Below are 15,911 nucleotides of genomic sequence, written 5' to 3'. Positions count from 1 at the left end.
AGGGCGGGACGGGTGGGCACACGGGACGGCGCCCTTTGCGGCGCCTTCGCTCCTGGTTCCTGGCCGCACCACTACGGCGCGGCGCCGTACGGGTGGCGGCTCAGGCGCAGGGGGCCTAGGCGCGGCAGGGGCGCCGTTCCGCTGTGCCCACCCGTTCCGCCCCAGCGGAACGAATGCCCACAGCGAAACGGCGGGACGGCGAGCGGCGGCCCCGGCGGGAGGGGCACAGGGCAACGGCGGGGTCTGCCCACAGCGGAGCGGCGGGGTCGTCTACAGCGCAAGCGCGAGCGTGACCCGGCGGGTGGCGGCTCACAGTGCAACAGCGGGCACGGCGCTGCGGGCGGGGTTCTCGGTGGGACGGCGAGCGCGGCTCTGCGGGTGGAGGTCCACAGCGGAGCGGCGGGGTTGTCTACAGCGCAAGCGCGAGCGTGACCCGGCGGGTGGCGGCTCACAGTGCAACAGCGGGCACGGCGCTGCGGGCGGGGTTCACGGTGGAACGGCGGGACGGCGAGCGCGGCTCTGCGGGTGGAGGCTCACGGCGCAACGGCCTGGCCACTCACTCGGCCCGCAGGGCCGCGCTCGTCCGGACGGTCGAGGGGGCCGCGCGGCGGTTCGGTGTCGGTGGGCGACAGTAGGGTGGGGAGCATGGCCGACCCCTCCAGTTACCGACCCAGGCCGGGACAGATCCCCGACTCCCCGGGGGTCTACAAGTTCCGCGACGAGCACCGCCGGGTGATCTACGTCGGCAAGGCGAAGTCCCTGCGCCAGCGCCTGGCCAACTACTTCCAGCCGCTGGCGAGCCTGCACCCGCGCACGGCGACGATGGTGACCACGGCCGCCTCCGTGGAGTGGACCGTCGTCTCGACCGAGGTCGAGGCGCTGCAGCTGGAGTACTCCTGGATCAAGGAGTTCGACCCCCGGTTCAACGTGAAGTACCGGGACGACAAGAGCTATCCGTACCTCGCCGTCACGCTGAACGAGGAGTACCCGCGCGTCCAGGTCATGCGCGGCCACAAGAAGAAGGGCGTGCGCTATTTCGGGCCGTACGCGCACGCGTGGGCCATCCGCGAGACCGTCGACCTGATGCTGCGGGTGTTTCCCGTACGGACCTGCTCCGCCGGCGTGTTCCGCAACGCCGCCTCCGCCGGCCGCCCCTGTCTCCTCGGCTACATCGGCAAGTGCTCCGCGCCCTGCGTCGGCCGCGTGAGTCCCGAGGAACACCGCGACCTGGCCGAGGAGTTCTGCGACTTCATGGCCGGCCGCACCGGCACGTACATCCGCCGCCTGGAGAAGCAGATGATGCTCGCGGCCGAGGACATGGAGTACGAGAAGGCCGCCCGGCTGCGCGACGACATAGAGGCGCTGCGCAAGGCCATGGAGAAGAACGCGGTGGTGCTCGCCGACGCCACCGACGCCGACCTCATCGCCCTCGCCGAGGACGAGCTGGAGGCGGCCGTGCAGATCTTCCACGTCCGCGGCGGCCGGGTGCGCGGCCAGCGCGGCTGGGTCACCGACAAGGTGGAGGCCGTCGACACCGCGGGCCTCGTGGAGCACGCGCTCCAGCAGCTGTACGGCGAGGAGAACGGGGACGCCGTACCCAAGGAGGTGCTGGTTCCCGCCCTGCCCGAGGACCCCTCGGCCGTCACCCAGTGGCTCTCCGGCCGCCGCGGCTCCCAGGTCTCCCTCCGGATCCCGCAGCGCGGCGACAAGAAGGACCTCATGGAGACGGTCGCGCGCAACGCGCAGCAGGCGCTGGTGCTGCACAAGACCAAGCGCGCCAGCGACCTCACCACGCGCTCCCGCGCTCTGGAGGAGATCGCCGAGGCCCTGGACCTGGACTCGGCCCCGCTGCGGATCGAGTGCTTCGACATCTCGCACCTCCAGGGCCAGGACGTCGTGGCGTCCATGGTCGTCTTCGAGGACGGGCTGCCCCGCAAGAGCGAGTACCGCCGCTTCCAGATCAAGGGCTTCGAGGGGCAGGACGACGTCCGGTCCATGCACGAGGTCGTCAGCCGGCGCTTCCGGCGCTATCTCGCCGAGAAGGAGAAGACCGGCGAGTGGGGCGACGGGGAGGTTCCGGGGGGTGAGGTCCCGGAGGCCGTGCTTCCGGAGGGTGCGGTTTCGGAGGCTGCGCTACCGGAGGGTGAGGTTTCGGGGGGTGTGGTCCCGGCGGGCGGGGATTCCGCCACCGGTGCCTCCGGCTCCGCCGCCGGTGTCTCCGGCTTCTCCGGCTCCTCCGGTGCCTTCGGTGCCTCCGGCCCCGTCGAGGGCCGTGACGAGGACGGGCGGCCCAAGCGGTTCGCCTATCCGCCGCAGCTCGTCGTCGTCGACGGCGGGCAGCCGCAGGTCGCCGCCGCCCGCCGTGCCCTGGACGAGCTCGGCATCGACGACATCGCCGTCTGCGGGCTCGCCAAGCGCCTGGAGGAGGTGTGGCTGCCCGGCGAGGACGACCCGGTGGTGCTGCCCCGCACCAGTGAGGGCCTCTACCTCCTTCAGCGGGTACGTGACACGGCTCACGACTTCGCCATCCGCTACCAGCGCACCAAGCGCAACAAGCGCATCCGCAGCAGCCCCTTGGACGACATCCCTGGTCTCGGCGAGACCAGGAAACAAGCTCTCATCAAGCATTTCGGCTCGGTCAAACGGCTCCGGCAGGCGACAATCGAGCAGATCTGCGAGGTCCCCGGCATGGGCCGCAAGACGGCCGAGGCCGTGGCGGTGGCCCTCGCGCAGGCGGCCCCGGCCGCGCCCGCCGTGAACACGGCAACAGGAGAGATCATGGAAGACGACGGGGGCACCACCGCATGACCACGCACGATCAGCAGGACCCGCAGGACCCGCAGGAAGAGAACCACCGGCACGACCGGCGCGCCGCGCCCGAGCAGCACCGGCACGACCCGCGCGACGCGCACCGGACCACGTACGGAGACGGAGCACCAGACATGAGTACGGGCACCCCGGAGCCCGAGGCGGCCGAGAGCAACGGCGACGCGGCCATCCCCGAGCTGGTGATCATCTCCGGCATGTCCGGCGCCGGCCGGTCCACCGCGGCGAAGTGCCTGGAGGACCTCGGCTGGTTCGTCGTCGACAACCTGCCGCCCGCGCTGATCCCCACCATGGTGGAGCTCGGCGCCCGCTCCCAGGGCAACGTGGCCAGGATCGCGGTCGTCGTCGACGTCCGCGGCCGCCAGTTCTTCGACAACCTGCGCGATTCGCTCGCCGACCTCGACGCCAAGCAGGTCACCCGCCGGATCGTCTTCCTGGAGTCCTCCGACGACGCTCTGGTCCGGCGCTTCGAGTCGGTCCGCCGGCCCCACCCGCTCCAGGGAGACGGCCGCATCACCGACGGCATCGCCGCCGAGCGCGACCTGCTGCGCGAGCTGCGCGGCGACGCCGACCTGGTGATCGACACCTCCAGCCTCAACGTGCACGAGCTGCGCGCCAAGATGGACGCCCAGTTCGCCGGGGAGGAGGAGCCCGAGCTGCGGGCCACCGTGATGTCCTTCGGGTTCAAGTACGGCCTGCCGGTCGACGCCGACCTCGTCGTCGACATGCGCTTCCTGCCGAACCCGCACTGGGTGCCCGAGCTGCGCCCCTTCACCGGCCTCAACGAGGAGGTCGCCAACTACGTCTACAACCAGCCCGGTGCCAAGGAGTTCCTGGACCGCTACACCGAGCTGCTCCAGCTGATCGCCGCCGGCTACCGCCGCGAGGGCAAGCGTTACGTGACCATCGCCGTCGGCTGCACGGGCGGCAAGCACCGCTCGGTCGCCACCGCCGAGAAGCTGGCCGCCCGTCTCGCCTCCGAGGGCGTGGAGACCGTCGTCGTCCACCGGGACATGGGGCGCGAGTGAAGCCGTACCGCCGGCGTACGTCCACCCTCTCGGTGCGCCGTACGCTCCGCAGGCGCGGCGCCCAGCCCAAGGTCGTCGCGCTGGGCGGCGGCATGGGCCTGTCGGCCTCCCTCGCCGCCCTGCGCCGCATCACCGGCGACCTGACCGCCGTGGTCACCGTCGCCGACGACGGGGGCTCCAGCGGCCGGCTCCGCGAGGAGCTGGGCGTGCTGCCCCCGGGAGACCTCCGCAAGGCGCTCGCCGCGCTCTGCGGCGACGACGACTGGGGGCAGACCTGGGCCCGGGTCATCCAGCACCGTTTCCGGTCCAAGGGCGAGATGGGCGGCCACGCCGTCGGCAACCTGCTGATCGTCGCGCTCTGGGAGCAGCTGGGCGGCGACCCGGTGCAGGCCCTGGACCTGGTCGGCAAGCTGCTCGGCGCGCAGGGCCGGGTGCTGCCCATGTCCGCCGTGCCGCTGGAGCTCGAGGCCCTGGTCAGGGGGCACGACCCGGCGCGTCCGCACGACGTGGACACGGTGCGCGGCCAGGCCACGGTGGCGCTCACGCCGGGCGAGGTGCAGTCCGTGCACCTGGTGCCGCACGACCCGCCGGCCGTGCCCGAGGCGGTCGCGGCCGTCCTGGACGCGGACTGGGTGGTGCTCGGCCCGGGCTCCTGGTTCTCCTCGGTGATCCCGCACCTCCTGGTGCCCGAGCTGCTCGACGCCCTGATGGAGACCAAGGCCCGCCGGGTGCTCTCGCTGAACCTCGCGCCGCAGCCCGGAGAAACCGAGGGCTTCTCCCCGCAGCGTCATTTGGAGGTTTTGGCACGACACGCCCCTAAACTCGCCCTGGACGTGGTGCTGGCCGACGAGGCAGCCGTGCGCGACCGCGAGTCCCTGGCGGAAGCCGCCAAGCGGCTCGGTGCCGCGGTCGAGCTGGCGCCGGTGGCCAGGCCCGACGGTGCTCCGAAGCACGACCCGGAGCTGTTGGCCGCCGCGTACGACCGTATTTTTCGGATGCATGGAAGGATCGGCCCATGGCGATGACGGCAGCGGTGAAGGACGAGATCTCCCGGCTCCCCGTCACCCGGACCTGCTGCAGGAAGGCCGAGGTCTCGTCGATCCTGCGGTTCGCGGGCGGGCTGCACCTGGTGAGCGGCCGGATCGTGATCGAGGCGGAGCTGGACACGGCGATGGCGGCCCGGCGGCTCAAGCGGGACATTCTGGAGATCTTCGGACACAGCTCCGAGCTGATCGTGATGGCGCCCGGCGGACTGCGCCGCGGCTCGCGCTTCGTGGTGCGGGTCGTCGCGGGCGGCGACCAGCTGGCCCGCCAGACCGGTCTCGTGGACGGCCGCGGCCGGCCGATCCGCGGACTGCCCCCGCAGGTCGTCTCCGGGGCCACCTGTGACGCGGAGGCGGCCTGGCGCGGCGCCTTCCTGGCGCACGGCTCGCTGACCGAGCCGGGCCGCTCCTCCTCCCTGGAGGTCACCTGCCCCGGCCCCGAGGCCGCGCTCGCGCTGGTCGGCGCCGCCCGCCGGCTCTCCATCGCCGCCAAGGCCCGCGAGGTACGGGGCGTGGACCGGGTCGTGGTCCGCGACGGCGACGCCATCGGCGCGCTGCTCACCCGGCTCGGCGCCCACGAGTCGGTGCTGGCCTGGGAGGAGCGGCGGATGCGGCGCGAGGTCCGCGCGACCGCCAACCGCCTGGCCAACTTCGACGACGCCAACCTGCGCCGCTCGGCCCGTGCCGCCGTCGCGGCGGGCGCCCGGGTGCAGCGGGCCCTGGAGATCCTCGGCGAGGAGGTGCCCGAGCACCTGGCGGCCGCCGGCAGGCTGCGCATGGAGCACAAGCAGGCCTCCCTGGAGGAGCTGGGCGCGCTCGCCGACCCGCCGCTGACCAAGGACGCGGTGGCCGGCCGGATCCGCCGGCTGCTCGCCATGGCCGACAAGCGGGCCCAGGACCTGGGCATCCCCGGCACCGAGTCCAACCTGACGGAGGAACTGGACGACAGCCTCGTCGGCTGACGCCGGGTCGGTCACCCCAACTCCCCACTGCCGGTGCCTTTCTGAGGCACCGGCAGTTCCGTTCGCGTGGCTCGCTCCGACGCGCCGTACGCACCCTTGACAGGGGTATGAGCCACCACGAGCCTGGCGTCTGTTCACATTCGTGGCAGACGACAGCAAGGGGGGCTGATGAGGCGCAGAGCGAGAGCGATCCTCGCCGCGGCATCACTGGTCATCGCAGGCCTGGCGACGGCACCCGTCGCCGGAGCGCAACCCTCACCGCGGGACGGGGACGCCGACCACGTCTCCGTATGGCGGGCGACGGTCTCCAAGGAGCAGGTGCCGCTCCTCCTCGACGCCGGCACCGACGCCCACGAGCTGACCGAGCAGGTGCCCGCCCGGGGCACCGCCACCGTGGAGCTCTTCCTCACCGAGGCACAGGCCGGGCAGCTGCGCCGACAGGGCGTCGAGATCGCCGAGCACGCCCTCGGCGCGCCGGCCGAGAAGCGGGTGGCGGCCGCCGGCGACGGCGTCTTCCGCCCGTACGGCGGCAAGGGCGGCCTCAAGCAGGAGATCCTGGACACCGCCCGCGCCCACCCGGGGCTCACCAAGGTCGTCTCCGTCGGCAAGAGCCTCAAGGGCCAGGACATCCTCGCCCTCAAGGTGAGCAAGGGCGCCGCGAGGAGCAGGGACGGCGCGAAGCCCGCCACCCTGTACATGTCCAACCAGCACGCCCGCGAGTGGATCACGCCGGAGATGACCCGGCGGCTGATGCACCACTACCTGGACGGCTACGGCAAGGACCCGCGGATCACGAAGCTGGTCGACACCACCGAGCTGTGGTTCGTGCTGTCCGCCAACCCGGACGGCTACGACTTCACCCACGCCGACCCGGCCAACCGCCAGTGGCGCAAGAACCTGCGCGACAACGACGGCGACGGACGCGTCGCGGCCGGCGACGGCGTCGACCTCAACCGCAACTTCGCCTACAAGTGGGGCTACGACGACGAGGGCTCCTCGCCCGACCCCGCCGACGAGACCTACCGCGGCCCCCGCCCCATGTCCGAGCCCGAGACACGCGCCCTGGACGCCTTCCAGAAGCGCGTCGGCTTCCGGTACGGCGTCAACTACCACTCCGCCGCCCAGCTGCTGCTCTACGGCGTGGGCTGGCAGGTCGCCACCGACACGCCCGACGACGTGGCCCTGAAGGCGCTCGCCGGCACCCCGCAGAACCCGGCCGTCCCGGGCTACCGCCCGCAGGTCTCCTCCGAGCTCTACATCACCAACGGCGAGGCCGACGGACACGCGGCCAACGTCAACGGGATGCAGATGTTCACCCCGGAGATGTCGACCTGCGTCACCGCCTCCCGCGTCGACCCGGACGACGCCTGGGACCCGGCCGACTGCGCCTCGGTCTTCACCTTCCCCGACGACGAGAAGCTGATCCAGGCCGAGTTCGCGAAGAACGTCCCGTTCGCGCTGGCCGTCGCCGAGAGCGCCGCCCATCCGGACCGCCCGGTCTCTCCGGTCGGCATCGAAGCCCCCGACTTCACCCCGGACGCCTTCACCACCTCGTACGCGAACGGCGCCGCCCAGGAGGTGGCCGTCACCGCTCGCACGTCGCTGCGCGCCAAGACGCTGAACTACCGGATCAACGGCGGACGGGTGCACCGCGAGGGCCTGGAGCCCTGGAAGGGCGGCGAGACCTTCGGCGGCGAGGACAACCTCTACTTCGACGAGTACCGCGCCGAGGTCGAGGGCGCCCGGCCCGGGGACGAGGTCGAGGTCTGGTACACGGCCCGCACCCGCGAGGGGAAGGCGACCGCGTCCGCCCCGTTCACGTACACCGTGGCCAAGCGGCCCCGCGCCGACGTCCTCGTCCTCGCCGAGGAGGGCGGGACGAGCGCCGCACGGCACACCGGCGCCTATGTGAAGGCGCTCGCCGCGAACGGGCGCAAGGCCGCCGTCTGGGACGTCGCCACCCAGGGAGCCCCGGACGCCCTCGGCGTGCTGGGCCACTTCCGCACCGTCGTCTGGTACACCGGCGCCGAGCAGCCCTCCGGGGCCACCGTGCTCGCCGTCCGGGCCTATCTCAACGAGGGCGGCAAGCTGGTCAACGCGGGCGAGAAGTCCGGCGGCCTCGCGCAGATCGGCCGTGCCCAGTCCAACGACTTCGCCCAGTACTACCTCGGCGCCTTCCGCAGGTCCGGTCTCAGCGCCCCGCCGTCCTTCGCGGGCTCCGGCCGGCTCGGCGGCAGCGGAGCGGCACTCGGTGCCGCCGACGGCAACCCGCTGGACGACGCCGGCGCCTACACCGTCACCTCCGACAGCCTGGCGCCCGACCGCTTCCCGCAGTTCGCCTCCAGCGCCGCCGCGGGCGACTACCCGGGCGTCCGGACGCCCTTCGAGCCGTACGCGGGCAGCCGCTTCGCCGCGCTGCGCCACACCGACGGCACCTGGAGCCGGCTGAGCCGGACCGTGGACCTCACGGGCGTGGACGCCGCCTCGAAGCCGAAGCTGAGCTTCCAGGTCAGCCACGACACCGAGCCGGGCTACGACAACCTGATCGTCGAGGCCCGCACCGCCGGCCAGGACGACTGGACGACCCTGCCCGACGCCAACGGCGGCACCTCGGCCGAACCGCCCGCCGACTGCGGCGAGGGCTACTACGTCCGGCAGCACCCCTTCCTCGCCCACTACCTCACCGTCGGGCAGGACGGCTGCGCCGCCACCGGCACCACCGGTGCCTGGAACGCCTTCACCGGCCCGTCCAACGGCTGGCGGCAGGCGAGCGTGGACCTGAGCCGCTACGCGGGCAGCCGGGTCGAGCTGGCGATCTCGTACGTCTCCGATCCGGGCTCCGGCGAGACGGGCGCCTTCCTCGACGAGCTGCGCCTGGACGCCGGGTCCGCGAGCGACACGGAGGGCTTCGAAACCGGAACGGGTGCATGGTCCGTTTCGGGACCTCCGGCCGGAAGTCCGGGGAACGGAAGCGACTGGATCCGTTCCGAGGCGCTGTTCCACTCCCAGGCGGCGGTCACCACCCGTGACACCGTGCTCGTCGGCTTCGGTCTCGAGCACCTGACGAATGCGGACGAACGGGCGAATCTGCTCAGAAGGGCGCTTACTTCGCTCCGACGCTGATTCGAGCGCTCAGGCGAGCACCCGTTTTCGTCACCGTCCGTAGTGATGATCAAGGTGCCGTGGCGGCCCTTACCCGTTGGTAGGTAAGGGCTGTCGGCCTTTTTACCGCACTTTCCGGGCGCATCCGGCTGCACGCGATGTCACGCGGAGCCATCCTTAGAGGTAGGGTCGTAAGCGGTCGGGGACATCCCAAAAAGAGAAGCTCGCCGGGCGTCGAAACCCGGCGTACCTAACGAGGAGATCGGTTCGTGACGATCCGCGTAGGCATCAACGGCTTTGGCCGTATCGGTCGCAACTACTTCCGCGCGCTCCTTGAGCAGGGTGCCGACATCGAGGTCGTGGCGGTCAACGACCTGGGTGACACCGCGACCACGGCGCACCTGCTGAAGTACGACACCATCCTGGGCCGCCTCAAGGCCGAGGTGTCCCACACCGCCGACACCATCACCGTCGACGGCCACACCATCAAGGTGCTGTCCGAGCGCAACCCGGCCGACATCCCGTGGGGTGAGCTGGGCGTCGACATCGTCATCGAGTCCACCGGCATCTTCACCAAGCGCGAGGACGCCGCCAAGCACCTCGCCGGTGGCGCCAAGAAGGTCCTCATCTCGGCTCCGGCCAAGGACGAGGACATCACCATCGTCATGGGCGTCAACCAGGACAAGTACGACCCGGCGCGGCACGACGTCATCTCCAACGCCTCCTGCACCACCAACTGTGTCGCCCCGATGGCCAAGGTCCTCGACGAGAACTTCGGCATCGTCCGCGGTCTGATGACCACGGTCCACGCGTACACCAACGACCAGCGCATCCTGGACTTCCCGCACAAGGACCTGCGCCGCGCCCGCGCCGCCGCGGAGAACATCATCCCGACCACGACGGGTGCCGCCAAGGCCACCGCCCTGGTCCTCCCGCAGCTCAAGGGCAAGCTCGACGGCATGGCCATGCGCGTCCCGGTCCCGACCGGCTCGGTCACCGACCTGGTCGTGGAGCTGTCCCGCGAGGTCACCAAGGACGAGGTCAACGCCGCGTTCAAGAAGGCCGCGGACGGCGAGCTCAAGGGCATCCTGTTCTACACCGAGGACGAGATCGTCTCCTCGGACATCGTGAGCGACCCGGCGTCCTGCACGTTCGACTCGTCGCTGACCATGGTCCAGGAGGGCAACTCGGTCAAGGTCCTCGGCTGGTACGACAACGAGTGGGGTTACTCCAACCGTCTCGTCGACCTCACCGTCTTCGTCGGCGGCCAGCTCTAAGCTCTAGGGCGGGCTTTCGATATGAAGCAGGGCTCGGGCAGTGCGATGACGCACTGCGCGAGCCCTGTGTCGTGTGCTCCACCGCGTGTACCAAGGAGTCAGAGATACAGATGAAGACGATCGACGAGCTGCTCGCCGAGGGCGTCTCCGGCAAGCGGGTGTTCGTCCGCGCCGACCTCAACGTGCCCCTCGACGGCACGACCATCACCGACGACGGCCGCATCCGCGCCGTGGTCCCGACCGTCAAGGCGCTCGCCGGCGCGGGTGCCCGCGTCGTGGTGGCCTCGCACCTCGGCCGCCCCAAGGGCGCCCCGGACGCGGCCTTCTCGCTCGCCCCGGCCGCCCGCCGCCTCGGCGAACTGCTGGGCGCCGACGTGGCCTTCGCGACCGACACCGTCGGCGAGTCCGCCCGGGCGACCGTCGCGGGCCTCGCGGACGGCCGGGTGGCCGTCGTCGAGAACCTCCGCTTCAACGCGGGCGAGACCTCGAAGGACGACGCCGAGCGCGCCGCCTTCGCGGACGAGCTCGCCGCGCTCGCCGACGTCTACGTCGGCGACGGCTTCGGCGCGGTCCACCGCAAGCACGCCTCCGTGTACGACCTGCCGGGCCGCCTGCCGCACTACGCCGGCTACCTCATCGCCACCGAGGTCGGCGTCCTGAAGAAGCTCACCGAAGAGGTCAAGCGGCCCTACGTGGTCGTCCTCGGCGGCGCCAAGGTCTCCGACAAGCTGGGCGTCATCGACAACCTGCTGAAGAAGGCCGACCGCATCCTCATCGGCGGCGGAATGGCCTACACCTTCCTGGCCGCCAAGGGCCACGAAGTCGGCATCTCGCTGCTCCAGGCCGACCAGAAGGACACGTGCCTGGAGTACCTGGCGGAGGCGGAGAAGCGCGGCGTGGAGTTCGTCCTCCCCGTCGACGTCCTGGTCTCCACCGAGTTCCCGGACCTGAAGACCAAGGCCCCGGCCACCTTCGAGACCGTCGCCTCCGACGCCATCCCGGCGGACCAGGAGGGCCTGGACATCGGCCCGAAGACCCGCGAGCTCTACGCGTCGAAGCTCGCCGACGCGGGCACGGTCTTCTGGAACGGCCCCATGGGCGTCTTCGAGCACCCCGACTACGCGAACGGCACCAAGGCCGTCGCGGAGGCCCTGCTCGACTCGCCCGGCTTCACCGTCGTCGGCGGCGGTGACTCCGCCGCCGCCGTGCGCACGCTCGGCTTCGACGAGAATGCGTTCGGACACATCTCGACCGGCGGCGGCGCCTCCCTCGAATACCTCGAGGGCAAGACGCTTCCCGGCCTCGCCGCACTGGAGGACTGAACCCTTGAGCACCCGCACCCCGCTGATGGCGGGCAACTGGAAGATGAACCTCAACCACCTCGAGGCCATCGCCCACGTCCAGAAGCTCGCCTTCGCCCTGACCGACAAGGACCACGACGCCGTCGAGGTCGCCGTCCTGGTCCCCTTCACCGACCTGCGCTCCGTGCAGACCCTGGTCGACGGCGACAAGCTGAAGATCAAGTACGGCGCCCAGGACCTCTCGGCGCACGACTCCGGCGCGTACACCGGTGAGATCTCCGGCCCGATGCTGGCCAAGCTGAAGTGCGCCTTCGTGGCCGTCGGCCACTCGGAGCGCCGCCAGTACCACGCCGAGGACGACGAGGTCTGCAACGCCAAGGTGAAGGCGGCCTTCGAGCACGGCATCACCCCGATCCTCTGTGTCGGCGAGGAGCTGGAGGTACGCGAGGCCGGCAACGCCGTCCCGCACACCCTGGCCCAGGTCGAGGGCGGCCTCAAGGGCGTTCCGGCCGAGCAGGCCGAGTCCGTCGTGATCGCCTACGAGCCCGTCTGGGCCATCGGCACCGGCAAGGTCTGCGGCGCCGACGACGCGCAGGAGGTCTGCGCTGCGATCCGCGGCAAGCTCGCCGAGCTGTACTCGCAGGAGCTGGCCGACAAGGTCCGCATCCAGTACGGCGGCTCGGTGAAGAGCGGCAACGTGGCCGAGATCATGGCGCAGGCCGACATCGACGGCGCGCTGGTCGGCGGCGCCTCGCTGGACGCCGACGAGTTCGTCAAGATCGTCCGGTTCCGCGACCAGTGATGATGTAGGCGGCGGGGGAGATCCGTCGTACCCTTGCGGGGGTCGGGCAGGTACGATGCCCGGCCCCCGTCCGTATAAGTCCGAGGAAGTTGGTCCAGCCGTGGTTATGGGGTTCTCGATCGCCCTGATCGTCTTCAGTGCGCTGCTGATGCTGCTCGTGCTGATGCACAAGGGGAAGGGCGGCGGCCTCTCCGACATGTTCGGTGGCGGCATGCAGTCGTCCGTCGGCGGCTCCTCGGTCGCCGAGCGCAACCTCGACCGCATCACCGTGGTGGTCGGTCTGCTGTGGTTCGCCTGCATTGTCGTACTTGGTCTGCTGATGAAGTTGGACGGGTAACTCCAATCACTGGACGCGCGTTGGGCCTTACGTAGACTGGGGCATCTTCGAGCACCATCACGCAGGGAGTTACGACCGTGGCAAGTGGCAACGCGATCCGGGGAAGCCGGGTCGGAGCGGGGCCGATGGGGGAGGCCGAGCGGGGCGAGTCGGCACCGCGCCTCCGCATCTCCTTCTGGTGCTCGAACGGGCACGAGACCCAGCCGAGCTTCGCCAGCGACGCGCAGGTGCCGGACACCTGGGACTGCCCGCGCTGTGGCTTCCCGGCCGGCCAGGACCGGGACAACCCGCCGGACCCGCCGCGCACCGAGCCCTACAAGACGCACCTCGCGTACGTACGGGAGCGGCGCAGCGACGCGGACGGCGAGGCGATCCTCGCCGAGGCGCTCGCCAAGCTCCGCGGCGAGATCTGAGCGCTTCCGGGCGCTGCACACCTGACACGACGACGAACGGGCCCTGAGCACAGGGCCCGTTCGTCGTCTCCGTTCTCGGCGACGGGCGCCCGCCGCCTCCCACCGGCCGGTTCCCTCCGGCGCCGGCGCCCGGCCGGCGGATCAGGGGCCGGACAGGACACCTAGCGCCGGTGGCCGTCGGCGATGTGGGCGGTGAGTGCGAGGGCGGCCGTGGCCCGCGAGTAGGTCAGCTGCGCCACGCGCGCGTAGAGGCAGTCGAGGATCAGCAGCACCGAGTGCCGGGTGCCGAAACCGCCGTGCCGGAACCCGGTGGGCGCGGCGGTCGAGGTGAGGTGGACGCCGGCCGCGCGGGCCACCGGGGAACGCGGATCGCCCGTGACGGCGACGGTCGCCGCGCCCCGCTCGGCGGCCAGCCGTAGCGGCCCCAGGACCTCGCGGGTCGCGCCCGAGTGGGAGAGCGCGACGACCGCGTCCGCGGGCGTCAGCAGGGCCGCCGAGGTCTCCGCCGCGTGCACCTCGGTCCAGGCGCGGGCCTCGCAGCCGATGCCGAACAGCCGGGCCTGCGTCTCCAGCGCGAGCACACCGGAGGCGCCGACCCCGTAGACGTCGATCCGGCGCGCCTGGGCGAGCGCGCGGGCGGCACGCTCCAGCGCGGCCAGGTCGAGCTGCTCGCTGGTGGCGCGCAGGGCGGCGAGGTCCGCGCGGGCGACGGCGGCGACCACCTGGTCCAGCGGCTCGTCGGGGCCGATCTCGGGGCCGAGCGGCCGGTGTTCCCCCGGCTCCGCGCTCTCCTGCCCCTGCTCCCTGGCGAGTTCGAGCAGCAGCTGCTGGTACGAGTCGAGGCCGAGGGCGTGGCAGAAGCGGGTCACGGTGGCCTGCGAGGTGCCGCTGCGGCGGCCGAGTTCGGCGGCGGAGAGCCCCGCCACCCGCGCCGGATCGGCGAGCACCCAGTCGCCGACCTTGCGCAAGGACCCGGACATCCGGGGGAGTTCGGAGCGGATCAGTGCGGTGACCATGCGGGCGTGCCTTCCGGGGTCTTGTGACCGGGTGAATCTATCAACCAGCATGCGGTCTGATGAACGAATCCAGGATTCAACGGGTGATCGGCATCGACGCGGGCGGTACGCGCACCAGGGCCCGGCTCGCCGAGGCGGCCACCGGCCGGACGCTGGGCGAGGGCACGGGCGGCCCGGGCAACGCGCTCAGCGTGCCCGCGGACGCGCTCGTGCGGCATCTCGCCGAGGCCCTGCGCGGGGCCCTGAGCGGGTCACCGCCGCCGGGTGGCGCGGGAGCGGTCGCCGCCGTCGTGGCGGGCTTCGCGGGCGGCGGACCCGGCGGTGGCGGGGAGCGGGCCGAGGGGGCGCTCGCCGCGGCGCTCGCGGAGGTCGGCGCGGGCCCCGCGCGCACCGAGGTGCGCGGTGACGCGGAGGTGGCCTTCGCGGCCGGGCCCGGTGCCCCGGCCGACGGCCTGGTCCTCATCGCCGGCACCGGGGCGGCGGGCGCGCGCGTCGCGGACCGCCGCCTGGTGTGCGCGGTCGACGGCGACGGCTGGCTGCTCGGGGACGCGGGCAGCGGCTTCTGGCTGGGCCGGGAGGCGCTGCGGGCGGTGTTGCGGGCCCTCGACGGCCGGGGCCCGCGGACCGCCCTCGCCGCCCCGGTGGCGGAGCTCTGCGGAGGCCTGTCGAAGGAACGCGTGGTCGGGTTCGCGTACGCCGCCCACCCGGTGCGGCTCGCCGGGCTGAGCCCGCTGGTGGTGGCCGCGGCCGGCGCGGGCGACGCCGTCGCCGGCCGCCTCCTCGACCGGGCTGCGGACGAACTGGCCGCGACGGTGGGGGCGTTGGAGCCGCGGCCGGGCGAGCCCCTGGTGGTCACGGGCGGCCTGCTGGCGCCCGGCGGGCCGCTCCTGCCGCGGCTCGCCGACCGGGTGCGCGCGTCGGGACTCGTGCCGTCCTCGGTACCGGACGGGCTGGCGGGGGCGGTGTCGCTGGCGCGGCTGCCGGCCTGAGGGGACGAGCGGGGCGGTACGGGCGCTGTGCCGCGCTCGTGCCGCCCCTTCGTCGTGTCTTCTCCGTGTCTTACAGGACCTTGGAGAGGAAGGCCTTGGTGCGGTCGTGCTGGGGGTTGGTGAGGACGTCGCGGGGGTGGCCGGATTCGACGACGACGCCGCCGTCCATGAAGACGAGGTTGTCGCCGACCTCGCGGGCGAAGCCCATTTCGTGGGTGACGACGATCATTGTCATGCCGTCCTCGGCGAGCTGGCGCATGACATCGAGGACGTCGCCGACCAGTTCGGGGTCGAGGGCGGAGGTGGGCTCGTCGAAGAGCATGAGCTTGGGCTGCATGGCGAGTGCGCGGGCGATGGCGACGCGCTGTTGCTGGCCGCCGGAGAGCTGGGAGGGGTAGTTGCCCATGCGGTCGCGCAGGCCGACCCGGTCGAGGAGTCGCTCGGCGCGTTCCCGGGCGACGGCCTTGGACTCGCCCTTCACCTGGATCGGTGCCTCCATGACGTTGGCGAGGGCGGTCATGTGGGGGAAGAGGTTGAAGCGCTGGAAGACCATGCCGATGTCGCGGCGCTGGGCTGCGACCTCGCTGTCCTTGAGCTCGTAGAGCTTGTCGCCCTTCTGGCGGTAGCCGACGAGCTGGCCGTCGACGGACAGGCGTCCGCCGTCGATGCGCTCGAGGTGGTTGATGCAGCGCAGGAAGGTGGACTTGCCGGAGCCGGAGGGGCCGACCAGGCAGAACACCTCGCCGTTCTGCACCTCCAGGTCGATGCCCCGCAGGATGTGCGCCGCGCCGTAGGACTTGTGGACGCCTTCGGCC

General features: G+C 72.0%; 13 protein-coding genes. 11 read left to right on the top strand and 2 right to left on the bottom strand.

Annotation, left to right across the window (positions count from 1 at the left end; genetic code table 11):
• Positions 1–645 precede the first annotated feature (645 nt).
• From uvrC to ESG85_RS25120, 10 genes are all read left to right on the top strand, one after another.
• Entirely contained in the window at positions 646–2,808 is a 2,163-nt protein-coding gene (gene uvrC, locus ESG85_RS25165) for an excinuclease ABC subunit UvrC (protein WP_128983061.1), read from the top strand.
• Positions 2,809–2,942: 134 nt separating this feature from the next.
• Entirely contained in the window at positions 2,943–3,854 is a 912-nt protein-coding gene (rapZ, locus tag ESG85_RS25160) for an RNase adapter RapZ (protein WP_128983063.1), read from the top strand.
• Positions 3,851–4,879: a gluconeogenesis factor YvcK family protein gene (locus ESG85_RS25155; RefSeq protein WP_128983059.1), complete on the top strand. Its 1,029-nt coding sequence runs from the start codon at positions 3,851–3,853 to the stop codon at positions 4,877–4,879. Before rapZ ends, ESG85_RS25155 begins: the two co-directional genes overlap by 4 nt.
• Positions 4,870–5,859 carry a DNA-binding protein WhiA gene (gene whiA, locus ESG85_RS25150; RefSeq protein WP_030205188.1) on the top strand — a complete coding sequence of 330 codons (990 nt, stop codon included), beginning with the start codon at positions 4,870–4,872 and terminating at the stop codon, positions 5,857–5,859. The genes ESG85_RS25155 and whiA overlap by 10 nt, the downstream gene beginning before the upstream one ends.
• 168 nt (positions 5,860–6,027) lie before the next feature.
• Positions 6,028–8,982 carry a M14 family metallopeptidase gene (locus ESG85_RS25145; RefSeq protein WP_128983057.1) on the top strand — a complete coding sequence of 985 codons (2,955 nt, stop codon included), beginning with the start codon at positions 6,028–6,030 and terminating at the stop codon, positions 8,980–8,982.
• 248 nt (positions 8,983–9,230) lie between these two features.
• Positions 9,231–10,238, top strand: coding sequence for a type I glyceraldehyde-3-phosphate dehydrogenase (gene gap / locus ESG85_RS25140; RefSeq protein ID WP_128983056.1), 1,008 nt, complete (start codon positions 9,231–9,233; stop codon positions 10,236–10,238).
• 110 nt (positions 10,239–10,348) lie between these two features.
• Entirely contained in the window at positions 10,349–11,560 is a 1,212-nt protein-coding gene (locus tag ESG85_RS25135) for a phosphoglycerate kinase (RefSeq protein WP_128983054.1), read from the top strand.
• Positions 11,561–11,564: 4 nt separating this feature from the next.
• A complete protein-coding gene (tpiA, locus tag ESG85_RS25130) occupies positions 11,565–12,341 on the top strand; it encodes a triose-phosphate isomerase (RefSeq protein WP_128983052.1) in 777 nt (258 codons plus the stop codon).
• A 106-nt stretch (positions 12,342–12,447) separates the two neighbouring features.
• Positions 12,448–12,678, top strand: coding sequence for a preprotein translocase subunit SecG (gene secG, locus ESG85_RS25125; RefSeq protein WP_030205174.1), 231 nt, complete (start codon positions 12,448–12,450; stop codon positions 12,676–12,678).
• Between the two features lie 77 nt (positions 12,679–12,755).
• Positions 12,756–13,091 carry an RNA polymerase-binding protein RbpA gene (locus ESG85_RS25120; RefSeq protein ID WP_003957010.1) on the top strand — a complete coding sequence of 112 codons (336 nt, stop codon included), beginning with the start codon at positions 12,756–12,758 and terminating at the stop codon, positions 13,089–13,091.
• A gap of 161 nt (positions 13,092–13,252) precedes the next feature.
• Here the strand turns inward: ESG85_RS25120 and ESG85_RS25115 are convergent, their stop codons facing one another.
• A complete protein-coding gene (locus ESG85_RS25115) occupies positions 13,253–14,107 on the bottom strand; it encodes a MurR/RpiR family transcriptional regulator (RefSeq protein ID WP_128983050.1) in 855 nt (284 codons plus the stop codon).
• Between the two features lie 59 nt (positions 14,108–14,166).
• Between ESG85_RS25115 and ESG85_RS25110 the strand changes: the two genes are divergently transcribed.
• A complete protein-coding gene (locus tag ESG85_RS25110; RefSeq protein WP_128983048.1) occupies positions 14,167–15,096 on the top strand; it encodes an N-acetylglucosamine kinase in 930 nt (309 codons plus the stop codon).
• Positions 15,097–15,166: 70 nt separating this feature from the next.
• On the opposite strand, the gene ESG85_RS25105 is transcribed toward ESG85_RS25110, so the two are convergent.
• Positions 15,167–15,911, bottom strand: a 745-nt coding sequence (locus ESG85_RS25105; RefSeq protein ID WP_164986311.1) for an amino acid ABC transporter ATP-binding protein, incomplete at its 5' end; no start/stop codon positions are given.

This window comes from Streptomyces roseicoloratus, assembly GCF_004117935.1.
Taxonomy (GTDB): Bacteria; Actinomycetota; Actinomycetes; order Streptomycetales; family Streptomycetaceae; genus Streptomyces; species Streptomyces roseicoloratus.
The sequence above is the reverse complement of the archived record's forward strand: the minus strand, read 5'-3'. Positions and strand labels throughout refer to the sequence as shown.